Source organism: Aquimarina sp. 433 (genome assembly GCF_054054605.1).
In genome coordinates this window covers 47,682-72,687 of record NZ_JBSWZK010000016.1, presented here as the reverse complement: position 1 = coordinate 72,687, position 25,006 = coordinate 47,682, and the positions used below count along the sequence as shown (strand labels likewise).

At 33.9% G+C, this 25,006-nt stretch carries 18 protein-coding genes; 13 read left to right on the top strand and 5 right to left on the bottom strand.

The features are described 5' to 3' along the window. Positions 1–134: 134 nt before the first annotated feature. Positions 135–1,436 (bottom strand): CoF synthetase, encoded by a 1,302-nt coding sequence (locus ACWNT5_RS23115; RefSeq protein ID WP_456518695.1) that lies wholly within the window; start codon positions 1,434–1,436, stop codon positions 135–137. Between the two features lie 199 nt (positions 1,437–1,635). Further along, positions 1,636–3,546, bottom strand: a complete 1,911-nt coding sequence (dnaK, locus tag ACWNT5_RS23110; protein ID WP_299610489.1) for a molecular chaperone DnaK — start codon at positions 3,544–3,546, stop codon at positions 1,636–1,638. Between the two features lie 231 nt (positions 3,547–3,777). Here dnaK and ACWNT5_RS23105 point away from each other — a divergent pair, with 231 nt between their 5' ends. Together ACWNT5_RS23105 and ACWNT5_RS23100 are read left to right on the top strand one after the other, a co-directional pair. Further along, entirely contained in the window at positions 3,778–5,202 is a 1,425-nt protein-coding gene (locus ACWNT5_RS23105) for an L-serine ammonia-lyase (protein WP_456518694.1), read from the top strand. Positions 5,203–5,329: 127 nt separating this feature from the next. Then, positions 5,330–5,884 (top strand): type II CAAX prenyl endopeptidase Rce1 family protein, encoded by a 555-nt coding sequence (locus ACWNT5_RS23100; RefSeq protein WP_456518693.1) that lies wholly within the window; start codon positions 5,330–5,332, stop codon positions 5,882–5,884. 1 nt (position 5,885) lies between these two features. Here ACWNT5_RS23100 and ACWNT5_RS23095 read toward each other — a convergent pair whose 3' ends face one another. Continuing rightward, entirely contained in the window at positions 5,886–6,353 is a 468-nt protein-coding gene (locus tag ACWNT5_RS23095) for a nuclear transport factor 2 family protein (RefSeq protein WP_456518692.1), read from the bottom strand. A gap of 154 nt (positions 6,354–6,507) precedes the next feature. Here ACWNT5_RS23095 and panB point away from each other — a divergent pair, with 154 nt between their 5' ends. Then, positions 6,508–7,326 carry a 3-methyl-2-oxobutanoate hydroxymethyltransferase gene (panB, locus tag ACWNT5_RS23090; RefSeq protein ID WP_299610479.1) on the top strand — a complete coding sequence of 273 codons (819 nt, stop codon included), beginning with the start codon at positions 6,508–6,510 and terminating at the stop codon, positions 7,324–7,326. A gap of 17 nt (positions 7,327–7,343) precedes the next feature. Then, positions 7,344–8,042: an RluA family pseudouridine synthase gene (locus ACWNT5_RS23085; RefSeq protein WP_456518691.1), complete on the top strand. Its 699-nt coding sequence runs from the start codon at positions 7,344–7,346 to the stop codon at positions 8,040–8,042. Between the two features lie 2 nt (positions 8,043–8,044). On the opposite strand, the gene ACWNT5_RS23080 is transcribed toward ACWNT5_RS23085, so the two are convergent. Together ACWNT5_RS23080 and ACWNT5_RS23075 are read right to left on the bottom strand one after the other, a co-directional pair. After that, positions 8,045–8,905, bottom strand: a complete 861-nt coding sequence (locus ACWNT5_RS23080) for a DMT family transporter (RefSeq protein WP_456518690.1) — start codon at positions 8,903–8,905, stop codon at positions 8,045–8,047. Positions 8,906–8,918: 13 nt separating this feature from the next. Next, positions 8,919–10,463, bottom strand: coding sequence for a hypothetical protein (locus ACWNT5_RS23075; RefSeq protein ID WP_299610471.1), 1,545 nt, complete (start codon positions 10,461–10,463; stop codon positions 8,919–8,921). Positions 10,464–10,655: 192 nt separating this feature from the next. On the opposite strand from ACWNT5_RS23075, the gene ACWNT5_RS23070 reads away from it, so the two are divergent. The 9 genes from ACWNT5_RS23070 (at position 10,656) to ACWNT5_RS23030 (ending at position 24,822) form a co-directional block, all read left to right on the top strand. After that, entirely contained in the window at positions 10,656–11,825 is a 1,170-nt protein-coding gene (locus ACWNT5_RS23070; protein ID WP_299610468.1) for a 2-isopropylmalate synthase, read from the top strand. Positions 11,826–11,871: 46 nt separating this feature from the next. Continuing rightward, on the top strand, positions 11,872–13,254 hold the full coding sequence (gene leuC, locus ACWNT5_RS23065) for a 3-isopropylmalate dehydratase large subunit (RefSeq protein ID WP_456518689.1): 1,383 nt from the start codon (positions 11,872–11,874) through the stop codon (positions 13,252–13,254). Between the two features lie 5 nt (positions 13,255–13,259). Next, the gene (gene leuD, locus ACWNT5_RS23060; protein ID WP_299610462.1) at positions 13,260–13,847 is read left to right on the top strand and encodes a 3-isopropylmalate dehydratase small subunit; all 588 of its coding nucleotides are present in this window, start codon (positions 13,260–13,262) and stop codon (positions 13,845–13,847) included. Between the two features lie 11 nt (positions 13,848–13,858). Then, positions 13,859–14,974: a 3-isopropylmalate dehydrogenase gene (leuB, locus tag ACWNT5_RS23055; RefSeq protein ID WP_456518688.1), complete on the top strand. Its 1,116-nt coding sequence runs from the start codon at positions 13,859–13,861 to the stop codon at positions 14,972–14,974. A gap of 452 nt (positions 14,975–15,426) precedes the next feature. Further along, a complete protein-coding gene (locus tag ACWNT5_RS23050) occupies positions 15,427–16,524 on the top strand; it encodes a hypothetical protein (RefSeq protein ID WP_456518687.1) in 1,098 nt (365 codons plus the stop codon). Between the two features lie 25 nt (positions 16,525–16,549). Continuing rightward, entirely contained in the window at positions 16,550–20,116 is a 3,567-nt protein-coding gene (locus ACWNT5_RS23045; protein WP_456518686.1) for a hypothetical protein, read from the top strand. A 7-nt stretch (positions 20,117–20,123) separates the two neighbouring features. Then, positions 20,124–23,882, top strand: a complete 3,759-nt coding sequence (locus ACWNT5_RS23040) for a DUF6443 domain-containing protein (RefSeq protein WP_456518685.1) — start codon at positions 20,124–20,126, stop codon at positions 23,880–23,882. Further along, positions 23,879–24,262 carry a hypothetical protein gene (locus ACWNT5_RS23035; RefSeq protein WP_456518684.1) on the top strand — a complete coding sequence of 128 codons (384 nt, stop codon included), beginning with the start codon at positions 23,879–23,881 and terminating at the stop codon, positions 24,260–24,262. The genes ACWNT5_RS23040 and ACWNT5_RS23035 overlap by 4 nt, the downstream gene beginning before the upstream one ends. A gap of 140 nt (positions 24,263–24,402) precedes the next feature. Next, a complete protein-coding gene (locus ACWNT5_RS23030) occupies positions 24,403–24,822 on the top strand; it encodes a DUF4174 domain-containing protein (RefSeq protein WP_456518683.1) in 420 nt (139 codons plus the stop codon). Positions 24,823–25,006: the final 184 nt, after the last annotated feature.

Here is a 25,006-nt window from a genome sequence, read left to right as displayed (position 1 = left end):
CCTAAATTGGCTATCTAAAAACGCTCAATCTTCTTATCCCTAAGCTATGGTAAGACGCATTTACAACGATGAGCTTTTAGATAGTCAATTTTATTTTAGAATGTATCCTTCTCCAGAATACACTCATAATTAGATTAAATATGATACGTATTAGTTACTTCTTTTCGTTTACCCGAAGATAAAAGTGGGATTTCATCAACATACTGAATATCAATATTTGCATCATCTCCGAAATACCCTTTAAATTCTTCAAGTAATGTAAACTCATCAATTTTCTTATCAGTATTTAATTTGATAGTATAATCTTTTTTACCATACTGTATTAGTTGAAACTGCTTATAATCTCCATATTTACACAACTTATAAGAAACATGTGATGGAATAATTTCTCCTCTTGTGTTATAAATAAGATCTAATTTTCTTCCTTGTATTGAAGATAAATAGGATGTATTACTTTCATCTACATCCATTGTTCCTATATCACCAGTATCATATCGAATCAAAGGCATAGCATAATTATGTAAATCAGTAACTATAATTCTGCCTTTATTACCAGGTAAAACAGGTATATCTTTATCTAACTCGAAGATTTCAATAAAATAACTAGCAGAATTAATTACAAATTTCGAAGGAGCATTGCGATCTTCCTGAGCTAAAATTCCGTTTTCATTGTTAGAATAGCGAGATATTGGTGCTATACCAAAATATTTTTTCATACTTATTCTAACATAATCATTCATACTTTCTGACATCGTAATGATCGACTGAACATTGGATTCTATTGGACTAGCTTCTATTTTATCTAGATATTGACAAATAGTTGTAAAAGCTGATGTATATCCCAGAAAACTCTTTTTAGAAGTATTCCTTCTGAGTTTTTTTATTAAGCTATTAATTTCTTTGTCAGAAAGATCAAAAACACTTTTTGGATAAATATTCTGCCACCAAAATCTAGATAATGGATTATGTTTATAGTTTTCACTCCAAATTTTTATGTAGACAAGTTTTTGCCCAATTTCATACCCAGATTTACTAGAGAAATACAAATTATCTCCTGTATTTCTACATCGCTTACTTTTATTTTGTAATACTGAAAAAGGTGCTCCGGTAGAACCACTTGTTGATATCTCTACACAATCTTTAGGCTTATATTTTGAAGATCTAAATTCTTCAAAATTATCACGAATTACATTTTTATTAATTACAGGAAAATCAGCAATAGATTCATACCCTGAGTATTTCTGATAAAACCAGGTTGTGCTAACTGCATGTTGTAAGATCTTTTGAAGATATTCTTCTTTTTTATCAATAGAAGACTGAATATGAGGATTTTCTATCAACTCTTTAATATCCTCAAAATGCTTTTTAATATCGTTCCCCTTTAGAATATCAAAAAACCAAAAGATTTTTCTACGAAAAACTTGAGATAAACTCATAAGTATATTCCATTACTTAGACGTAACATTGTCGAATTAGACATTAGCAATCTAAATCAAGAATAATTGTGTGTGAAAAATAAATGTAAAAGTATTATTAAGCCTCGATAAATGTACACTATTTTTTTGGCTTATTACTGTTATGATATAAAAAAAAAGCACAGTTTTCACTGTGCTTTTTCTATCCAGAATAACATTGTTATTTTACTTCTTCGAAATCTACATCTTCTACATCGCTAGCTTCAGAATCTCCTCCACCAGATTGTTGTCCGGCATCAGGTCCTGCTGCTCCACCTTGCTGTGCTTCAGCTTGTGCTTTGTACATTTCTTCACTTGCTACTTTCCAAGCTTCATTTATTTTATCAAGCGCTGGCTGAATAACTGCAAGATCTTTAGTTTCGTAAGCTTTCTTCAATTCTTCAAGAGCTTCTTCGATCGGCTTTTTCTTATCATCTGATAATTTGTCACCAAACTCTTTAAGCTGTTTTTCCGTTTGAAAAATCATTCCATCTGCTTCATTCAACTTATCAGCAGTTTCTTTAGCTGTTTTATCTGCTTCTGCATTTGCTTCTGCTTCTTGCTTCATTCTTTCGATTTCTTCTTCTGTTAATCCAGAAGATGCTTCGATACGAATATCCTGAGATTTGTTAGTAGCTTTATCAGTAGCAGACACTTTTATAATACCATTGGCATCGATATCAAAAGTTACTTCGATTTGTGGTACTCCTCTCTGTGCTGGCGGAATTCCATCTAAGTGGAAACGACCTATAGTCTTATTATCAGCTGCCATTGGACGCTCTCCTTGTAAAACATGGATCTCTACAGATGGTTGATTATCTGCTGCTGTAGAGAATACTTGAGACTTTTTAGTCGGAATCGTCGTATTCGCTTCGATTAACTTTGTCATTACGTTACCCATAGTCTCTATTCCTAAAGAAAGTGGTGTAACATCTAATAACAATACGTCTTTTACATCTCCAGTAAGTACTCCTCCCTGAATTGCAGCTCCAATAGCCACAACCTCATCTGGGTTAACACCTTTACTTGGTGCTTTTCCGAAAAACTTCTCTACTGCTTCCTGAACTGCAGGAATACGAGTAGATCCACCAACTAATATAATTTCATCGATATCACTTGTAGAAAGTCCTGCAGAATTTAATGCAGTACGACAAGGCTCGATTGTACGTTTTACCAAATCATCGATTAATTGATCGAATTTAGCTCTTGTTAATGATCTTACTAAGTGTTTAGGTCCACTAGCTGTAGCAGTAACGTATGGTAAGTTGATTTCTGTTTGAGCAGAAGATGACAATTCTATCTTTGCTTTTTCAGCAGCTTCTTTTAAACGCTGTAAAGCCATCGGATCCTGACGAAGATCCATGCTTTCCTCTGCTTTAAACTCTTCAGCTAACCAATCAATAATTTTTTGATCTACATCATCTCCTCCTAAGTGGGTATCACCATCTGTAGATAATACTTCAAATACTCCATCTCCTAATTCTAAGATAGATACATCATGAGTACCTCCTCCAAAATCAAATACTACTATTTTTTGGTCAGTACCCTTTTTATCAAGACCATATGCTAGTGCAGCTGCAGTAGGCTCATTAATAATTCTTTCAACCTTTAATCCAGCGATTTCTCCAGCTTCTTTAGTAGCCTGACGTTGTGCATCATTAAAATAAGCAGGTACTGTAATTACCGCTCTACTAATATCCTGACCTAAGTAATCTTCTGCAGTTTTCTTCATTTTTTGAAGTGTCATTGCAGATAATTCCTGAGGTGTATATAAACGACCATCTATATCAACTCTAGGTGTATCGTTGTCTCCTTTCACTACTTTATAAGCAGCTCTTTCTGCTTCTTTAGATGATTCAGAGAATTTATTCCCCATAAATCTTTTAATAGAAGAGATTGTTTTAGTCGGGTTTGTAACCGCTTGACGTTTTGCAGGATCTCCAACTTTAATTTCTCCTCCTTCTACAAAAGCAATTACAGATGGAGTTGTTCTCTTTCCTTCTGCATTAGGGATAACTACGGGCTCATTACCTTCCATTACAGAAACACAAGAGTTTGTCGTCCCTAAATCTATTCCTATTATCTTACTCATATTACTATATAAATGTTATTAGTGTTTTCTAAATTATTTATTCCTCTTAGGTCAATGATTATGCCACGACTATTTATATGACAGGATGTCATTATCCCATAAAATCCTTTAAACAAGCTCAATAACACCTTAAAGAAAAACAAGCAAAACTTAACTATTCTGTAAAAAAAATAGTTTTTTTTTATCAATACGTTATATTTACCGCCATAATTTCACACACAATTGGCAATTATGGAATGTATCAGTGTTTTTGATATGCTTAAGATTGGAGTTGGCCCTTCTAGTTCTCATACTTTTGGACCATGGAGAGCTGGGAGACGTTGGATCGCAGAACTGAAAGAAAATAAACTTTTTACCTCTGTCATTTCAATAAAAGTTGACTTGTTCGGGTCTTTATCTTTAACCGGAAAAGGACACGCTACTGACATTGCTTCCATTTTGGGCCTTTGTGGATACGATCCGCAAACAATAGACGTTGCCCTGATACCTGAGATTATTGACCAGATAAAATCAGATAAAACATTACTTTTTAATCAAGAATTGAAAGTTGATTTTGATCCAGAAACCCAAATTATATTCAATAGAGAATTCAAAGAATTTCATCCTAACGCCATCACATTTACTGCAACGTTAGCAGATAATAAAACAATCGACTCTACTTTTTATTCCATTGGTGGAGGTTTTGTGGTACAAGAGGAAAGAAAAAGGGAAAAGAAAAAAATGGAAGCTTTTAGAGAGTTTCCTTTACCCATCCAGAAAGCTTCAGATCTTATCTCTTATTGCCAACAAAAAAATAAAATGATTTCTGAAATTGTTCTAGAGAATGAACAATCTCTTCAGAGTGATGCAGAAATTAATAACAGAATACAGGAAATCTGGAATGTGATGCTTGAATCTATGTATACAGGTTGTCATACCGAAGGTACACTTCCTGGAGGATTAAATGTACGAAGAAGAGCATACGACACACATAAAAAACTTATTGGAGATTCCACTTATAACAATCCGACAGAATGGATTGAGGCCATAAGAAATACAGAGGTAAAATTCAGGCAAATCCTAAAATGGGTATCTTGTTTTGCTCTTGCAGTTAATGAAGTAAATGCCTCATTAGGAAGAGTAGTTACAGCTCCAACGAATGGAAGTGCGGGTGTTATACCAGCTGTCATGATGTACTATATGGTCATAGAAAACCATGATGCAAATTTTGACGATGTGAAACAATTTATGCTGGTAGCCGGAGAAATAGGTAGTTTATTTAAAAAAGGTGCTACTATTTCTGCAGCTATGGGAGGTTGTCAGGCAGAAATTGGTGTTTCTTCTGCTATGGCAGCAGGAGCTTTAACTGAGTTAATGGGAGGTACTCCAGAACAAGTAGTAATGGCCAGTGAAATAGCAATGGAGCATCACCTTGGTTTAACCTGTGATCCTATAGGAGGCTTGGTACAAATACCTTGTATAGAACGAAACGCTATGGGTGCTATAAAGGCTATTAACGCTTGTGAAATGGCTCTAGATTCTGATGCAGCTAGTGCCAAAGTACCTTTAGATAAAGTTATCGAAACTATGTGGGAAACCGCAAAAGATATGAATACAAAATATAAAGAAACCAGCGAAGGAGGATTAGCTATAAAAGTAAGCCTAAGCGATTGTTAATAACACCAATATTTCTATAAACTTGTTACAGAAAATCCAACAATTAATCACATCTTATTTTAGGCTATTTGGATTGTATATTCTCTTCTTTATCTGTGTGCTTGTTCTTCAAAGTATTTTTCCATACTTGGACTTGCAGAAATATTCTCAAGATGCACTGTTAGAAATTATAAAAGAAGATAAACTTAAGGCGTTTTTAGCTATGGTAGTTTTTGCACCATGCATTGAAGAACTCATGTTTAGAACATTGCTAAAACCTTCCTATAAGGACATAGCTTTATTTTTAAGTTCTTGGACAGTTTTTATCATAAATATCTTCATTACCTTAGAAATAACATGGTACTATAGCTACCTTGTTTCCATAATCATTATGATTATATTATTCTATACGTATTTAAAAGCTATTCCAAAATCATATTTAGACAAATTGATAAATTACCTAGATAGTAATCAATTAATTACTCTACAACTAACTTCTGTGATTTTTGGATTTTTACATATTTTCAATTACGTAGATTCTCTAACAATAAATAGTATTCTATTTCTATTGATTGTTCCGAGAATTATTGCAGGACATATGTTTGGTAAAATAAAGATTATTAACAATCATATGATTTGGCCAATATTATTACATGCTATTAATAACGGAGTAGTCTTTTTGATCATAAGCAATCGTCCCTAAATCACTTACACCCTTCTCTATTCCGAGTATCGGCAATAGCAATAATTTTCCAATTATCTCCATCATTAAATAACTGGAAAACATTCACTCCACAATGACTGAATTGATCATTCACATAAAATTCATAAGGTGTCCAAACCTGGGCAATCTGATTATCTGCATCAATTTTAAAACTCAATAATTTCTCTAACCACTTTTGCTCTTTCGGTCTATTATGAATTGCTCCCAAAAACTTATTAAAATCAGTTTTTACAGTTTTAACAATTCCTTTTTTATCTTTTGCAATAGTTAACATGCTAAGATTAGGATCGATCGTCTTAGCGATTTTAGCAGTATCACCTTCATGAAACCCCTCGAAAAATTCTAAAATCAGTTCTTTCGCTTTTTGTTGATTACTATCCATAGCATCTTGGGAGTATGACATCTGGCTTAAAATCAATGATACAATTACTAATAAAGTTCTATACATAATAAGAAGATTTGATATTCCTAAAAACAGATTTCTGGTTTTATAAAAAATTAAAAATGAAAGGGCTATAATTTAAAATTAAATCAAAAATAATATACTCTTGTTACGATCTTTCTAATTGATTACTTTTACCAACACTAAATTAACATACAAAATGTCAACAGCAAAAAAAGATTACAAGCGCGTTACGGTAAAATCTCTTGTAGAGATGAAAGCTAATAAAGAAAAGATATCTATGCTTACTGCATATGATTATACCATGGCTAAAATTGTCGATGGCGCTGGGGTTGATGTTATTTTGGTCGGAGATTCTGCATCTAATGTGATGGCAGGTCATGAAACCACACTTCCAATTACATTGGACCAAATGATATATCATGCATCTTCTGTTATCCGAGCGATCGAAAGAGCATTGATCATTGTGGATTTACCTTTCGGTAGTTACCAAAGTGACCCAAAAGAGGCTTTACGTTCTGCTATTAGAATCATGAAAGAATCTGGAGGACATGCAGTAAAACTTGAAGGAGGTAAAGAAGTAAAGGATTCTATAAAAAGAATTTTAAATGCAGGGATACCAGTTATGGGACATTTAGGTCTTACACCACAATCTATATATAAATTCGGAACTTATACGGTTAGAGCTAAAGAAGAAGAAGAAGCGAGAAAATTAAAAGAAGACGCTTTAATGCTTGAAAAAGCAGGTTGTTTTGCCATAGTTTTAGAAAAAGTTCCTGCCAAATTAGCACAAGAGGTCGCAGAAAGCCTTACGATACCCATCATAGGAATTGGTGCAGGAAATGGTGTAGATGGTCAAGTATTGGTAACACACGATATGTTGGGGATGACACATGAGTTTAATCCTCGTTTTCTAAGACGTTATTTAGATTTATATAGTGAAATGACTAATGCTTTTCAACAATATGTTGCCGATGTAAAATCGTTGGATTTTCCGAATGAAAATGAACAATATTAAATTGTACAACTAATTAGATGTCCAAAATTATTTCCAATAAAAACAATCTTCAAGTATTATATGAAGATAACCATATTATTGTCGTAAATAAAAGAGCTGGAGATATTGTACAAGGAGATAAAACAGGAGACAAACCACTTAGTGAAGTAGTTAAAGAATATATTGCAGTAAAATATAACAAACCTGGAGCTGTATACTTAGGAGTGGTACATCGACTAGATCGACCCACTACTGGCATTGTAGTCTTCGCAAGAACCAGTAAAGCACTTCCAAGATTAAATAAGCTTTTTGCTAATAAAGAAGCTCAAAAAACCTATTGGGCAGTAGTAAAGAATACTCCTCCGAAAAAAGATGACACTCTAGTACATTGGCTAAAAAGAAATCCAAAACAGAATAAGTCATATGCTCATAAAAAAGAAGTGCCTGATAGTAAAAAAGCAATTTTAGAGTACAAAATTCTTAAAGAATTAGATCATTATTGCGCTTTGGAGATACTTCTTCATACAGGAAGACATCATCAAATCAGAACGCAATTATCGAGTATTGGATCTGTTATAAAAGGAGACTTAAAATATGGTGCAGACAGAAGTAATAAGGATGGAAGCATTCATCTACATGCTAGAAAACTAACTTTTGTTCATCCTGTAAAAAAGGAACCATTAACCATCATAGCTCCTCCTCCATCTGATGTTATATGGGATACAGTACTACGATAAAACTATTTATAAGATCTCACACTTTCTATAACTACAGAAGTAAGAATTAGCACCCCACCAATAATTGTTGTAAATACAGGTATTTCTTTTAGAAAAATAATTCCAATTATAATTCCGTATACTGGTTGAACACTACTAATAATACTTGCTGTTGTTGCTGAAAATCGTTTCAAACTAAATAAAAATAAGGTATGACCAATAGCTGTAGTAAGTATGGCTAGCACTAACGTCCATGGCCATTGCGTTATAATTCCGGAGCTATCAAATACAAAAAGAGTAGGAAATAACATAATACTAATAATTACCAATTGATACCACATGAGCATCGAACCATGATAATTACTTACTTTGGTTTTCATAAGTAAGTTTCTTAATGCATAGCAAAACGCAGAAACAACCCCAATACCCACTGCTTTTGCATATGAATTTTCTAAACTAAAATTAGGTACTAAAAAGTAAATCCCCAATAAGACCAAAGCACCTAATACTAAATGCATTTTCTGAAATTTTGTTTTTAGGATGATTGGCTCCAAAAATGATGTAATTACTGGATAAGTAAATAAAGACAACATACCGATAGCTACATTGGACATCTTTAAAGCATAGAAATACGTAATCCAATGTAATCCCATAAGAACACCTCCAAAAACAATAGTACTCCTATCTTTTGAGGCTATTCCGAATGATATCTTTTTCCATTTACAAAAAAGAAATAGTACAATTCCGGCTAAAATTGCTCTAAAAGCAATAGTCACAGGCACTGGCATATCTATATATCTCCCAAGAGCACCAGAAGTACTAATAAAAAGCATTGCCAAATTTAATTCCAGAATATTTCGAAGGTGGTGAGAATTATTCTCCATAAATAAGTTCGTATTAGCGCACTAATTTTTTAGACTTTTCCTTAATTATTTCCGAAACAGGACGATTTTCGATATTACTTTCTAACCAAGATAAGATATCTAAATATAAAAAAGCTCTTTTCTCATACGGATGATCTTCATATTGCTTCAAAGTTTTATGTAGTTTTCTAAACTCTTCTTTAATTTGATGAGGGAAGATATCACCAAGATTTCTAAGAAACTTAATCATTTCTTTTTGTACTTCATGCAAATCATCCATTTTTATAAGAAACCTATATGTTTCTTTTAACTGACTTTCCAAATGATAATCCATTCCAGCTTCATAATGTGCTACTAAACTCAATACTCTAGCAAAACACATAAGATCCTCCCTCATTTTCAAGGATTTATTATTTATGATTTTACCTAAATACTCTATACACTTACGATGATTAGCCATCCCAAAATATAAGCATCCGATTTTATAGTAAAGCACCATAATGTGATGATCATCAAGACGATTTTTGTACTTAATAATATTTTCTAAAATTTCATCTACCAAGTACTCCCCTTCATCAAAGGTTCCTTCTAAAAAATGAACATTTAACCGATTGTTATAGATAAATTGAAAAGATAATACTTCTATATTATCATCTGTAGGAAAACTATCAGATTTAATAGTCTCTTCTAATTTACTAAGTGTAAGTTTCAACTTTGTTTTATCCTGAATTAGATATAATGATTCTAACAAATAGTGATTACCTCTTAGAAAAAAAACAGGATTTAATGCTATCATTTTAGGGTGCTCATAAAATAAATCTACCCATTTCTTAGAATACTTATAACAGGACAAAAAATCCTGCACCATAAAACTGTACCACAAATGAGCTTTATATAACCATAATTTTTCCCTAAACCCTAAAAGACTCCAATCATACTTAGGCAATTTACTTTCAAAATAATGTGTAATTTCTTTATGCTCTCGATCATTTCTTACGTAGCCACTTTTGATCATTAAACCATATAGCTGAAGTGATAAATTAGAGAGTCTACTCGTAAGCACATTTTTCATGCTTAGCATTTTTGCTTCAATCGTTAATTCATCAGCGCGGCTATTAATACTTCTGGTGATATATTGGGTTTCGATTACTTTTTCGAGTTCTACAATTTCATAGGCAATATTATTCTCTTCATTTTCTTTCGCAACTGTTTTCGCCTTGTCTAAAATCTTCAGACTTTGTTTATACAATCCTTTATGATATAAAATCGTCGCAAAATCTAATTGCTCTCTAATTTGTGATCTGATGTTTTGATGTAAAGGACTTAATCGTAGACTAATTAAAATTTGTTTATAAAGATGCGCCTTAAGATTCGAGAGTTGTTGCTTCTTTACAATTCCTTTAGAAACAATTAGCTCTTCATCCAATTTTTCGCTTTTATCTAAGTGATTAAATAATGCCAAAAATTTAGAGTCTGTATTCACTCCTAACCGACCTACGTACACTTTAAATTGTCGTTTTTCGGACTTTGAAAGCGACTTTACCAAAATAAACAAAGGATCTTTTTGATCATTAGTCATTGTAAGAAAATATATTGTAATTAACTGATTAAAAGAAAGTTAATCTATTATCGAAACTTTTCAGCATTGTAAAATACTTTGACGAATCCCTTCCTTTTGAATACCCAAAATATAAATTCGTAAGAGAAAAGTAAAACATCTTAGAAGATATTTTATAAGATATTTTTAAAACTAATAATTCACATAATTCCTATGAGCGATAATAAAGTCCAAATTTTTGACACCACGTTAAGGGACGGAGAGCAAGTCCCAGGTTGTAAATTAAATACTCAACAAAAGTTAGTGATTGCTGAGCGACTAGACCTTTTAGGAGTTGATATCATCGAAGCTGGATTCCCTGTTTCTAGCCCAGGAGATTTTACTTCGGTAAACGAAATTGCAAAGATTGTAAAAAATGCAACTGTTTGCGGATTAACCAGAGCGGTAGAAAACGATATAAAAGTAGCTGCCGAAGCACTGAAATATGCTAAAAAACCAAGAATTCATACAGGAATTGGTACTTCGGATTCACATATCAAATATAAATTCAATTCTACACAGGATAAAGTTATCGAAAGAGGAATTGCCGCGGTAAAATATGCAAAGTCTTTTGTTGAAGATGTAGAGTTTTATGCCGAAGATGCTGGTAGAACTGATAATGAATTCTTAGCTCGAGTCTGCGAAGAAATGATAAAAGCAGGGGCTACCGTACTAAACATTCCTGATACTACAGGGTATTGTTTACCAGAAGAGTACGGAGCTAAAATAAAATACTTAAAGGAAAATGTAAAAGGAATTGATAAGGTTACTATTTCTTGTCATTGTCATAACGATTTAGGATTAGCCACTGCCAATTCTATTGCAGGTGCTATCAATGGTGCTCGACAAATAGAATGTACCATTAACGGAATTGGTGAACGTGCTGGTAACACAGCTTTAGAAGAAGTAGTGATGATCATGAAACAACATCCTTACTTACATCTAAATACAGACATTAATTCTAAATTATTATATGATACGAGTTTAATGGTGTCAGAAAGTATGGGAATGATGGTACAACCTAATAAAGCTATTGTAGGTGCTAATGCCTTTGCACATAGTTCTGGTATCCATCAAGATGGAGTGATTAAGAATCGTGAGACCTACGAAATCATTGATCCTGCCGAAGTTGGTGTTACGGAATCTGCTATCGTGCTAACTGCAAGAAGCGGTAGAGCTGCATTAGCTTATAGAGCAAAAAAGATCGGTTATGAATTAACAAAACTTCAATTAGATGAAGTATATAAAGAATTCTTAAACTACGCTGATAGAAAGAAAGAAGTAGTTAATGATGATATTCATGAAATTATGAAAACTGTTTCTGTAGAAGCGGCAGTTGTATAACAAAAATGAATTATTAGATTCAGAATACGTTAGGTATATCACACATATGAAAAAGACATTATTCGATAAGGTTTGGGACGCGCACGTCGTCAAAGAAGTCGAAAACGGCCCGCAAATACTTTATATTGATCAACATTTAATCCACGAAGTTACAAGTCCACAAGCATTTGGTGAATTGGAACAACGTGGAATTCCTATTTTTAGACCTCATCAGGTAGTAGCTACAGCAGATCATAACACTCCCACTGTAGACCAACATCTTCCCGTAAAAGATCCTCAATCACGTAATCAATTAGCACAATTAACAGAAAACTGTACTAAAAATAACATTACGCTCTATGGACTAGGGCATAAAAACAATGGTATTGTACATGTAATGGCCCCTGAATTAGGTATCACACAACCAGGAATGACCATGGTTTGTGGAGATAGCCATACCTCTACTCACGGTGCTTTTGGTTCTATTGCTTTTGGAATTGGAACAAGTCAGGTCGCACAAGTTTTTGCGAGTCAGTGTTTGTTATTACAAAAGCCAAAAAGTTTACGTGTTAATGTAACTGGAAAACTACAACCAGGAGTACTTCCTAAAGATGTTATTCTTTATATCATTTCTAAACTAGGTACCAATTCTGGAACAGGATATTTCTGTGAATATGCAGGAAATGTTTTTGAAGAAATGTCTATGGAAGGTAGAATGACCGTTTGTAATATGAGTATCGAAATGGGAGCGCGTGGAGGAATGATTGCTCCAGACGAAACTACTTTTGAATATATTAAAGGAAGAGAATTTGCTCCAAAAGGAGCTGATTTTGATAAGAAAGTAGCGTATTGGAAAACATTACCAACTGATGAGGGTGCTATTTTTGATAAAGAATATCATTTTGATGCAGCGGATATATCTCCTATGATTACCTATGGAACAAATCCAGGCATGGGAATTAAGATAACTGAAAACATTCCTGTAGATACAAATGCTTCTTTTGAAAAATCATTAGCCTATATGAATTTTGAAAAAGGACAATCTCTAATTGACCAGGAAGTAAATTATGTTTTTATCGGAAGCTGTACAAATAGTAGAATTGAAGATTTTAGAGTTGCCGCTAATTATATAAAAGGAAAGAAAAAAGCAGAAAATGTTACAGCTTGGTTTGTTCCTGGTTCTCAGCGAGTAGCTACTCAAATTGTAGATGAAGGTTTAAATGAAATCTTTGAAGAAGCTGGCTTTAAACTAAGACAACCAGGTTGCTCTGCATGTTTGGCTATGAATGATGATAAAATTCCAGAAGGAGAATACTGTGTATCTACTTCTAATAGAAATTTTGAAGGTAGACAAGGACAAGGTGCCAGAACCATTCTTGCTAGTCCATTGGTAGCTGCTGCCACTGCGATCGAAGGAAAAATAATAGACATTACTAAACATTTAAACTAATCGCTATGGATAAGTTTATAAAGTTAACATCTACCGCGATACCCTTACCTATCGAAAATGTAGATACGGATCAAATAATTCCAGCGCGTTTTTTAAAAGCCACCAGTAGAGAAGGCTTCGGAGAGAACCTATTTAGAGACTGGCGTTATCATAAAGATGGAAATAAGAATACTGATTTTGCACTAAATGACACAAAATATAGTGGTAGTATTTTAGTAGCCGGCACTAACTTTGGATGTGGTTCTAGTAGAGAACATGCAGCTTGGGCGATTCATGATTATGGGATCAAAGTAGTGGTGTCCAGTTTTTTTGCAGATATATTTAAAGGAAATTCATTAAATAATGGATTGTTACCGATACAAGTAACTCCGGAGTATCTACAAGAGTTATTTTCTGCGATTGAAAAAGATCCAGCTACCCAAATAGAAGTAGACTTGGAAGCACAAACAATTACCATTGTCTCTTCTAAATCTAAAGCTGACTTCGAAATTAATAGTTACAAGAAAATGTGCTTACTCAATGGATATGATGACATTGACTTTTTAATAAGCAACCAATCAGAAATAGAAGCTTTTGAAAAAGCACGTACCTAAAAGATAAATACATGAAACTAGAAATTGCTGTATTATCCGGAGACGGAATCGGACCAGAAGTTACTGCACAAGCAGTGAAAGCTTTAGAAGCTATTGCACATAGTTTTGATCATACCTTTACTTTTAAGGATGCTTTGGTAGGTGCTATCGCAATTGATAAAACAGGAAATCCATTACCAGAAGAAACACTGCAACTCTGCGCTGATACAGACGCAGTACTTTTTGGAGCTATTGGTGACCCTAAATACGATAATGAGCCTAGTGCTCCTGTTCGTCCAGAGCAAGGGTTATTGCGCTTACGAAAAGAACTCGGTTTATATGCCAATATCCGACCCGTAAAGGCTTATGACACCTTATTAGATAAATCACCTTTAAAGAGAAATATCATTGAAGGTACAGATATCTCTATTTATCGAGAACTTACTGGTGGAATTTATTTTGGTAAGAAACAACTTAATGAAGCAGGGACTGTGGCTTCAGATTTATGCGAATATTCTAAAGAAGAAATAGAACGTATTACGAGATTAGCTTTTAAAGCAGCTCAGAAGAGACGTAATAAGCTTACCTTAGTAGATAAAGCCAATGTTTTAGAATCTTCTAGACTATGGAGAAAAGTAGTTACAGAAATTTCGAAAGAATATTCAGATGTAGATTTAGATTTTCTTTTTGTAGACAATGCAGCGATGCAAATGATCCTAAATCCAAGTCAGTTTGATGTAATCTTAACCGAAAATATGTTTGGAGATATCATTTCAGATGAAGCCAGTGTAATTGGAGGTTCTATAGGATTATTAGCGTCTGCTTCTGTGGGAGATACTTGTTGTATGTTTGAACCGATACACGGATCCTATCCACAAGCAACAGGAAAAGGAATTGCCAATCCAATAGCTGCTATTTTATCTGCCGCTATGTTACTAGAACATTTTGATCTTTTAGAGGAATCACAAGCTATCAAAAATGCAGTAGAGAAGGCTTTAGAATTAAACCTTACCACACCCGATTTAAATAGTATTAATCCATTAACTACGGAAAAAGTAGGAGACTTTATTTATGATTATATTTTAAATCCTGAAGACTCTAACATTAATTTCGAGAATATACACGTAGGACAATCTACGATTATCTAGTATTAGTTATATATTTATTGTTTGTAAAGAGAGCAATCAGAAATATTTTTCTGGTTGCTTTTTTTATATAATCCACTAGGACTTACATCATCCATTGTAAGCCCTTAAAAAATCTAATGATTTTACAATATTCCAATAGTATTTAGATAGATTATTTAACTTCTTATTCCCTACATCAAACAGTGATTACCAAACTTTTTTCAAAAAAAATCCAATTTTAACAGTAACACTTCTTCTTCTTTTGACACTATCTAATGTAACACAATCTAAAAAAGGGAAAACGAATAGATAAAATGAAAAAAGTACTAGTAAAAAGACTACAGAATTTTGTTAATAACAATCTGACTCCTTGCAGATCAGATTTACAAGTAAGGAGTACTTTTGCGCATTTCTATGAGACCCCAAAATAGAAGAGTTATACGATAACATAATCATACTATCAATTTTAAATTATGAAAAAATCATTGTTCTTTTTGTTTGTTCTAATTATTAACATAAGTGTTTTTGGGCAGATGTCAAACAACGCTTTTAATCTAGCTAATGACTATGGAGATTTAAGAATGCGTCGATATATTTCTGGGGATCTAATTTGGAAGCGAGCTCTTGTAAGTGGAAACAATCAACTACTTATCAATTATGGTGGTGATTATCTTAATGGCACTAGAATAATGGGATCTCAGTTACTAATTGATGGACAAGTCAACATTTTAAATGATAACGGATTAAAAATAGACGATTCATCCAGTGGTCTTGCAGGAAACATTAAAATGTCTGATGGTTTTACCAACTTAAACGAAAAGGATGATCTATTATTTGAAACAGATGGTGCTTTTCTTTTTAAGTTAGACAGAAATAGTAATGGGATTTCTAATATTCCTGGCTTCGGTGTTTTCGACAAAAATAATGACAACCTATTTCTTGTAAGAGATAATGGACTAGTAGGAATTGGAACAACAACTCCAAGCCAAAAACTAGACGTAAACGGAACTGCGAAAGTAGGAAATGGTGACTGGGGAGCTTTAATCATTGATGGAAAAGGAAAGAACGATTGGCTATTCAATGCTCATAACGGAGGAGACACTTTTGGTATCCGAACTCAAAGAGATAATGGAGAAGGTAATTGGTCTTATCAAGTAATGACTTTTCAAAGATCTACCGGTAATGTAGGTATAGGCACCACCAATACCCAAGGATACAAATTAGCAGTAGCGGGAAAAGTTGTCGCAGAAGAAATAAAGGTAGCATTATATAATAACTGGCCAGACTATGTATTTGAAGATGCATATACACTACCAACTTTACAAGAAGTAGAAAATCATATTGATCAAAAAGGACATTTGATCAACATTCCATCCGCTGCTGAAGTTGAAGAAAATGGTATGCAATTAGGTGAAATGAATGCTAAACTCCTGGAAAAGATCGAAGAATTGACTTTGTATACGATTGCACAAGAAAAAGAGATTAAAGAATTACAAAAAGTAAAAGCGAAAAATAGTGAGCTCGAAGCAAGACTTGCTAAGATTGAAGCATTATTGTTAGAAAGAAAATAAATCCTAATGACATAAAAAGCAATTCATGAAAAAAGTAATTAGAATAACACTGGTAGCATTGCTATTATATACGGCTTCGTTTTATGGACAGGAATATCCAGGTGCTCCAGTTCCGGATTTTTATCCTACTTCTCCAGAGGCAGCAAGTTTAGGAGCGTATGGTAATATCGATAGAGCATTACAAAGTGGAAATATGAGTTTTTCGGTACCAGTATATACCTTTCAAATGGGATCATACTCGTGGCCCATTGCCCTAAACTATAGTTATGGAGGATTATTATTAGAAGGCAAACCTTCTATCACCGGATTAGGTTGGAATCTTGCAGGTGTAGGTGCAGTAAGACGCGAAGTAAGAGGATTACCAGATGAACACCCAGAAGGATACTACGGACCACGTGATCGTGGTGCTCGAATCAAAGAATATATGAATGGATCAAAATTCTCTTTATCAGAATTAAGGAAATATCTTAATGGAGAATGGGATAAAGAAGTAGACATTTATCATGTGCAAGCAGGTCCAGTATCATTTTCCTATAAAAAAGATGAATATGGAAATCCTGTATACTTATCACAACACAATCATAAGGTTAGCTACAATGATCAAGAAATTACAGTAACAGATGATAATGGTATCATATATACCTTTGCCGACACTGAAAATAATGAACCGTCTGATGCCTCGCCAAGCACTGCTTTTGAGTATACGATTACTTGGAATCTTTCAGAAATTAAATATCCAAATGGTCGTACATTAACTTTTAATTATATCGATGATCAATATCTAAGTTATGATTTTTATGCCAGCGGATCGGTACGTTATTTTCCTAATGGATTACAAGATGGAACTGGAGGGACAGGTCCTACTTATGGCACAGGAACATACCAGGATGGCGTAAACCAATCTGTCATCAAAAGAAAGATCTTAAAAACCATAACCTCCTCTGATGCCACCTTACTTACTTTTTCGATTACCCCAATTGCAGGTAGAAAACTGTATGATGGCATCTCGGTATCTAAACAAAGTAATATAGACGCTTATACATTTTCTTATGATGGCGCAAGAGATATGTTAACTCAGGTAACCAAAGACGGACAACTCCTATTTGGGTTCGAATATTATGATCAAAACGATATGCCAGGCTTTATAGACAATATCAATGATCGTGCTCGGGCACAGGACGATTGGCGATTTTATAATGCTGCGGCTAATGCTGCGGCTCTAAACGTACCTTCATCCTCCTACCTGGCTAATAAAGCTCCTAATTTTGTTGCTACTCGAAAAGGTGCCATGAAAAAAATCATATATCCTACTGGTGGATATTCTATTATAGATTATGAACAAAATCAAATTAATGAAGTCTATAATCAGCCTTCATCTAATAATACAAACCCATATGCCAATGTATCTTTTAACAGACAAATTTTATTAAAGTTACAATCTGATAATAGTGCTTCTGCTCCTGAGGTTAAAACTTCGACATTTACTAAAACATTTGATCAGCCAGTAGTTGCAACAATATCATCGGCTATAAGAGGTACTCTACAAAGCAGTCACCTTACTATGAGCATTTCACGAACAAGTACTTGCCCTGCAAATATTAATCCAATAACTGGTGAAGAAGAAGTTACTGTAAATCCTATCAGTGATGATTATTATGTAAATGCACCTCATTTTCGAAGTATCTTAAATGAAAGCATTCCACAAATGTGTCCAACTTTGGGGGAAGAATTTGGACCTGACAATGATGATCCGGGATATTATACATTTTCACATACTTCTGGTGGTAGAATCGTTATCAAACCAGGAACTTATACTTTTAGAATCTCTAACGATTATAATCGTAGCTCCGACGCTTATGGAGAAATCAAAGTGCGTTTCTATGAACCACCTGCAAGTGGAACTATCGTAGGAAGTGAAATCAATGTGGATGTTGGTGGTATAAGAGTAGAGAAAATACAACACTACACCGATAACAATAGCATTTCAAAAACCCAATATTTTGATTATGCCACAGAAATTGGTGGATCTTCTGGATTACTTCTTAACAAGTTCGAAGAGGTACCTTTTAATGTAGTTACATATACCCCATCTCCTTTTGTTGATTCTAATCAACCTATAAGAACTGAGTATACCGATATTGCTTATCGCTTAAACCGATTTAACTCTTTAACGGTAAATCAAAGTGCTCCTGTGTATTACACGCATATCAAAGAATATGATAGTTTTATTTTAGAAGAAGTAACAGATTCTGATAATGATTCTGACTTACCACCTATATTCGATCCTTTAACAAATGAAGATGGAACACTTGTATATTCCGAAATTGGAAATACCAGCAGCTCTACTAATTATATTCGTAAGTATCCTAATGGATATAAGCTTACCGTGTTTGAAGCACCCGCACAAAACTACGATTTCGAACATCCTAATTATCCACAAAATCAAGATCTGGATAAAGGAAGAGTAAAACTATCTGTTGTCTACAAAGGAGGAGACGAAACTAGCAAAGTACAACAGAGCGAAACCCAATATAAACAATTCAGAGGTTTGGTGGACCAAGATTATCAGGATTACAATAACGATCATCCTTGGAGTTTAAAAATTGTACAAAAATTAAATATTGTAGCCGATTGTACAATTCCTGGAGCTTGTGACCTTAATCCTATTCCTTCACAAGAACACTATCAAATCGATCGATATATCATTAAACCTTATCGAGAGGTACTTACGCGCTATAAACCACTTACTTCGGTAAGCACTAGTTATTTTAATAAAGATGGTGTACAGCAAATCGTAACCAATAGGAGTACAAACCTATATAATAGTAATTATGCCATTGCAGAAACTACTGTAACAGATTCTCATGGAGATCAGATCAGAACAGTACTTAAATATCCCTACAACAGTCTTACTGATTTTACAAATTTAAGTACCGAAGCATCGAATACTATTACTGCATTAAAATCTGCAAATCGTATCGGTACTCCAATCCAAACAGAAGCTTACAAAAAGGAAGGCAATACGGAAACCTTACTCTATACCCAAAGAACCGATTACAAATCATGGGGAGATAACATTTCTGGTGATGTGTTATATGCTCCAGAAACCACTTGGATCGCTAAAAGAAATGATGATTTAGAAAAACGCCTTTCCTATTTTGGGTATGACGCTTATGGAAATCCAATTTCCGTCGCACAAGAAGATGGTACTCATATTTATTATATCTGGGGATATCAAGGGCAACAACCTATTGCAAAGATTACAAATTTTACTATGGCCCAAGCAGCCAATATACAATCTTTAATCGATGATGCTATAGCTGCGGCGGATGCAGATTTTAACCGACCTACAGGAACGTCTGGCACCGAAGCAGCATTGCGCGAAGCTCTTGAATATATCCGTACAGACCCTCAATTAGAGAATGCACAAATGAGCTACTACACCTACGATCCAATGATTGGAGTAACCAGTATGACTGATCTACGAGGATATACCATGTATTATGAATACGATGCTTTAAACAGGCTTATCGCTGTTAAAGATGCAGACGGAAATCTGGTATCAGAAAACAAGTATAACTACAAAAACTAAGAAACAGATGAAAAAATTATTTCCATACATAACTGTTGCCTTACTTTTTGTAGGGATCTCAGTACATAGTCAGGTAGCAGATACGGTAACCATACAGGATGAAACCATTACTTCATCCAGTGATCCTGCTTTACTAAATGTAAAAGCTGGACAAAGTATTATTATCAAACCGACCACTTGGATACAACCGGGAACGGTATTTTCTGCAGTAATCACAGAAGATCCATACCTATTACCTGCCTTAGACACCAATGAAAATTATGTATTTACACGAGTATATCAGAGTGAAAAGACAAATTTTGATCAGGTAAATAATAATAGCGATGTTATCGAAAGCATTACCTATTTTGATGGACTCGGAAGAGCTAAGCAGCAGATTGGTATCAAAGCTTCAAATGACAAAAAAGATATTGTAACACATATTGTATATGATGCATACGGAAGGCAAGACAAACAATATTTACCTTTTGAAAAATCCAGCAGCACCGTTGGTGCGTATAACCCAGTGAATGTTATTACCGATATCAATGCGTATTACAAAAGCAAATACGGTAGCGATTTTGCAGGAATTGATCAGGATGATACAACCAACTTTAATGCCTATTCCGAAAACATCTTCGAACCTTCTCCACTAAATCGTGTATTAGAACAAGGCGCTCCTGGAAAAGATTGGAAAGCAGATCCCGAATCAGATACTGATCATACCATTAAGTTTGACTGGCATGCCAATGAAACAGATGAAGTAGCTTATTTTTGGGTGAATTTCCATGAAGGAAACACCGAAGTTCCTGTTTTGGTACAGGAAGGAAATTATGACCCAAACGAACTTTTGGTAAATACTACCAAAGATGAAAACTGGCAACCAGGACAGACGCATCCTAATGATCATACGACCAGAGAGTATAAAGACAAACTTGGCAGAGTGATCCTAAAACGCACTTTTAATGATGGTGTCGAACATGATACTTATTATGTATATGATGATTTTGGGAATCTAACCTATGTCATTCCTCCAAAAGTGGATATTACAGATAATGTATCGGATATAGAACTTGCAGAACTGTGCTATCAATACATTTATGATTACAGAAATAGATTGGTAGAGAAGAAAATACCAGGAAAAGGTAGAGAATATATTATTTACAATAAATTAGATCAACCCATACTTACACAAGATGCTGTACAAAGACCAAATCGTCAATGGTTATTTACCAAATATGATGCGTTTGGAAGAGTAGTTTTTACAGGGTTAGAGACTTTTCCTTGGGATACTACAAGAGCTGGATTACAACAAAATCTAGACAACGATACAGATGCAGCACAATATGAGGCAAAAACAGATGACACTTCCATTCTCGTTAATGGAACTAGACTCTATTATAGTAATATTACGTTTCCCGGTGGAGGAGAAATACATACTATAAACTATTATGACAATTATACCTTTGATCACTCTGTTACGAATCCAGGTACCGTATTAGACCAAACTGTAACTTCTGAAGTTAAAGGATTACCTACAGGAACCAAAGTACGTATATTAGGCACAGATGATTGGATTACCACAGTAACCTATTACGATGCCAAAGGAAGACCGATTTATGTGCATAGTACCAATGAATATCTAAATACCGTAGATATTATAGAATCTCGATTGGATTTTGCTGGGAAGGTATTAGAAACCAAAACTACCCATACCAAAGGAAGCAACGCTCCTATTGTTACCGTAGATACGTTTACCTATGATCATATGGGCAGATTGTTAGATCAAAAACAAACGATTAACAATCAAGCTCAAGAACATATGGTAGCCAATACCTATGATGAGCTTGGACAATTAGCATTCAAAGAAGTTGGCGGTGGATTGCAAAAAGTAGATTATACCTATAATGTACGTGGATGGTTAAAAACCATTAATGAAGGAACCACCAATAATGGAGATCTGTTTGGATTTGCAATTAACTATAATACGGTAGAAGGACGTTATGATATTCCTAAACTTTATAACGGAAACATTGCCCAAACCATTTGGAAAACTGCCAATGATAATATTAAAAGATCTTATGGGTATGAATATGATCCACTAAACAGGATAAAAGAAAGTTATTTTAGATATAACGAAAATCTTACAGATGCTTCTCTTAGATCATATGATGTAAGAAATATTGACTATGACAAAAATGGAAATATAAGTTCTCTTATCAGATACAATGAGATGGGAACTAATGATATTATGGATAACCTATCTTATGAATACGACTCTGGAAACAAACTATCCAAAGTTACCGATAGTGGTAATAGTACTATTGGTTTTATCGATGGCACCAACACCAACGATGATTATGTTTATGATCTAAACGGAAACATGACCATCGATCGTAATAAAGGAATTACTGGGATTAGCTATAATCACTTAAACCTACCAACTGCTGTAGCAATAAATGATCAGGCAAGATCTCACGTGGGAAATATTAGCTATATTTACGATGCCACTGGAATGAAATTAAAAAAGATCGTTTCTGGTGGAAGTTCTTTAACAACAGAATATGCTGGTAACTATATCTATGAAAATGGTCAGTTACAGTTTATGAGCACAGCTGAAGGGTATGTAGAACCAGTATTTGCAAGCAATGGCGTGGCAATCTCATCCTTTGACTACATCTACCAATATAAAGACCATTTAGGAAATATTCGACTATCCTACGCAGACAAAGACGATGACGGAAAAATAGACGTGCTAAGAAATGATGTAGACGTAGATGGAGATAATGACTATGCAAATGAGATCTTAGAAGAAAATAATTATTATCCTTTTGGATTAAAACATCAGGGATATAATAGTCTTATCACAAGCACAAATCCTGCATTAAAGTATAAGTATAATGGAAAAGAATTGAATGAAGAATTAGGGCTTGATTGGCATGATTATGGTGCCAGAAATTATGATGCAACTTTAGGAAAGTGGATGAATATTGATCCTTTAGCTGAAAAGTATTTTAGTTTTTCTTCGTATAATTATGTCTTAAATAGTCCTATTAACTCCATTGATCCAGATGGAATGGACGTATATATCTTGTTTTATACTCAAGGTAATGATCACGGAGACCAAGCCTTTTTATCAGCAGCTGAAACTAGAAAAAAGAATATTGAAGAAAGAGATGGATTTAATAGTGATGAAGACATTGTTTTAATGATAGGTATCTCGGATATTAGTGATATCAAAGATCAGGTTGAAGGAGTAATTGAAAATTATAGTGAAAAATATGGTAAAACTGTTGAGGTAGGTATTTGGTCACACGCTGGATTAGACGGTCCAATTGGTACGGAAAGCACTTCTGAGAATAATATTGGTTATAATCAAATGTCTATAGAAGGCTGGAGTAACATTAATTTTAATTGGAAGCAAAATGAGTCGAGTTCTTGTAACTTATATGGATGCAATACTGCGAATCAAGAAGCAAGTCAAGGACTTTCCTTTGCTAAAAAGCTATCTAGACTTGGGAATTTTGAAGATGTAAATGTAAGTGGTCAATCCACCTCTTCTTATCCTTCAACTTCAGCAACTGAAAGACAGACAACACTCACTAGAAGTAGCCAAAATCCAAAACTAGGTTTTGGAATTGGAGAGACATACATGGTGGGAGGAAATAAAGGCGAAGGTTCTAATGCAATGTGGTTTACTTCAGGTCCTTATCCTACAGCGAATCCCATGCATACTTTTGTAAATGGTAAATTTAAAGAATCTGGATTTAAACCTAATGATAAATGAAAAAATCTAAGTGGCTATTAATTATACTTTTTTGTTTGATTCTTTTTTCATGTAATAAGAATGAAATCAATATCGCAACAAATGATAACTTAAATAGAAATGATTTTAAAATTGAACTGGAAGTCTTAACGGAACCCGAATTCTTGACTAAACATTATATTTTTGAAAACGGTATCTTTAAGGATATACCTAATGCATATGGGGAAAATGATTGGCGTATCTATTATAAAGACAGTCTAATTTTTAAGTTCAGACACTTTAAGACTAATAGAAATGAATTGCACAATTATACATTTAAATTCGAACAAATGAATAATAAAATAGTTTGTGATGTATCTATTTTAGGAACAAACAAGCTATCAATAAATAGTGAAAATTAATAATTCGTATTACAAGCGCGGATTTATAATCCGTGCAAACTTTACAAAACAAAGAGATTGTATTGTCCTGAAATAGATTTACAAAAACAAAAGCTGTGATATGATCACCACAGCTTTTTTGTTTTTCGTAACTTACCCATATGAAAAGTGTAATATTGTCTTTATTATTCATACCCCTAATCTCCTATACTCAAGATTTAACTGAACACAGATGGCAAGATCGTTTGATCATCATTTCTGCAGACTCATATCAACATCCAAAATTATTAGAACAAGTAAAAGAGTTTCAAAATAAAACAGAAGAGCTAGCTGATAGAAAACTGATCATATACCAAATAACACCTACATCGTACATAAAAGGAATTGAGAACAACCAACCAACAAAAAACAGTACACTTTATAAAAAATACAATACTACTAATAAAACCTTTAAAGTCATACTGATCGGATTGGATGGTGGTAGTAAATCAAAATCTAATAAAGTCGTTTCTGCTGCCCAAATTTTTGATCAAATCGATCAAATGCCGATGCGCAGGCAAGAAATAAAGTTGAAAAATTAATCGTTAGTATATGATACCTGTATCTTGTGGATTCCAGAACAAGTCTGGAATGACATAATTGATATTATAGGACCAGCTTAAGAGTTATCATTCCGACCGAGGTTCTCGATATAATTTTTCTACATTCTATTTCGAAAAACCAACCGAACTGACCATTTAATGAGTAATACAGTCTTCAGAGAAC

What these genes read in the sequence shown, in the direction of transcription:
- ACWNT5_RS23115 (WP_456518695.1), bottom strand. Translation starts at nt 1,436, where the DNA reads ATGAGTTTATCTCAAGTTTTTCGTAGAAAAATCTTTTGGTTTTTTGAT.
- ACWNT5_RS23035 (WP_456518684.1), top strand. Translation starts at nt 23,879, where the DNA reads ATGAAAAAATCTAAGTGGCTATTAATTATACTTTTTTGTTTGATTCTT.
- ACWNT5_RS23030 (WP_456518683.1), top strand. Translation starts at nt 24,403, where the DNA reads ATGAAAAGTGTAATATTGTCTTTATTATTCATACCCCTAATCTCCTAT.
- ACWNT5_RS23105 (WP_456518694.1), top strand. Translation starts at nt 3,778, where the DNA reads ATGGAATGTATCAGTGTTTTTGATATGCTTAAGATTGGAGTTGGCCCT.
- ACWNT5_RS23080 (WP_456518690.1), bottom strand. Translation starts at nt 8,905, where the DNA reads ATGGAGAATAATTCTCACCACCTTCGAAATATTCTGGAATTAAATTTG.
- panB (WP_299610479.1), top strand. Translation starts at nt 6,508, where the DNA reads ATGTCAACAGCAAAAAAAGATTACAAGCGCGTTACGGTAAAATCTCTT.
- ACWNT5_RS23095 (WP_456518692.1), bottom strand. Translation starts at nt 6,353, where the DNA reads ATGTATAGAACTTTATTAGTAATTGTATCATTGATTTTAAGCCAGATG.
- leuC (WP_456518689.1), top strand. Translation starts at nt 11,872, where the DNA reads ATGAAAAAGACATTATTCGATAAGGTTTGGGACGCGCACGTCGTCAAA.
- ACWNT5_RS23050 (WP_456518687.1), top strand. Translation starts at nt 15,427, where the DNA reads ATGAAAAAATCATTGTTCTTTTTGTTTGTTCTAATTATTAACATAAGT.
- ACWNT5_RS23085 (WP_456518691.1), top strand. Translation starts at nt 7,344, where the DNA reads ATGTCCAAAATTATTTCCAATAAAAACAATCTTCAAGTATTATATGAA.
- ACWNT5_RS23045 (WP_456518686.1), top strand. Translation starts at nt 16,550, where the DNA reads ATGAAAAAAGTAATTAGAATAACACTGGTAGCATTGCTATTATATACG.
- ACWNT5_RS23040 (WP_456518685.1), top strand. Translation starts at nt 20,124, where the DNA reads ATGAAAAAATTATTTCCATACATAACTGTTGCCTTACTTTTTGTAGGG.
- leuD (WP_299610462.1), top strand. Translation starts at nt 13,260, where the DNA reads ATGGATAAGTTTATAAAGTTAACATCTACCGCGATACCCTTACCTATC.
- leuB (WP_456518688.1), top strand. Translation starts at nt 13,859, where the DNA reads ATGAAACTAGAAATTGCTGTATTATCCGGAGACGGAATCGGACCAGAA.
- ACWNT5_RS23070 (WP_299610468.1), top strand. Translation starts at nt 10,656, where the DNA reads ATGAGCGATAATAAAGTCCAAATTTTTGACACCACGTTAAGGGACGGA.
- dnaK (WP_299610489.1), bottom strand. Translation starts at nt 3,546, where the DNA reads ATGAGTAAGATAATAGGAATAGATTTAGGGACGACAAACTCTTGTGTT.
- ACWNT5_RS23075 (WP_299610471.1), bottom strand. Translation starts at nt 10,463, where the DNA reads ATGACTAATGATCAAAAAGATCCTTTGTTTATTTTGGTAAAGTCGCTT.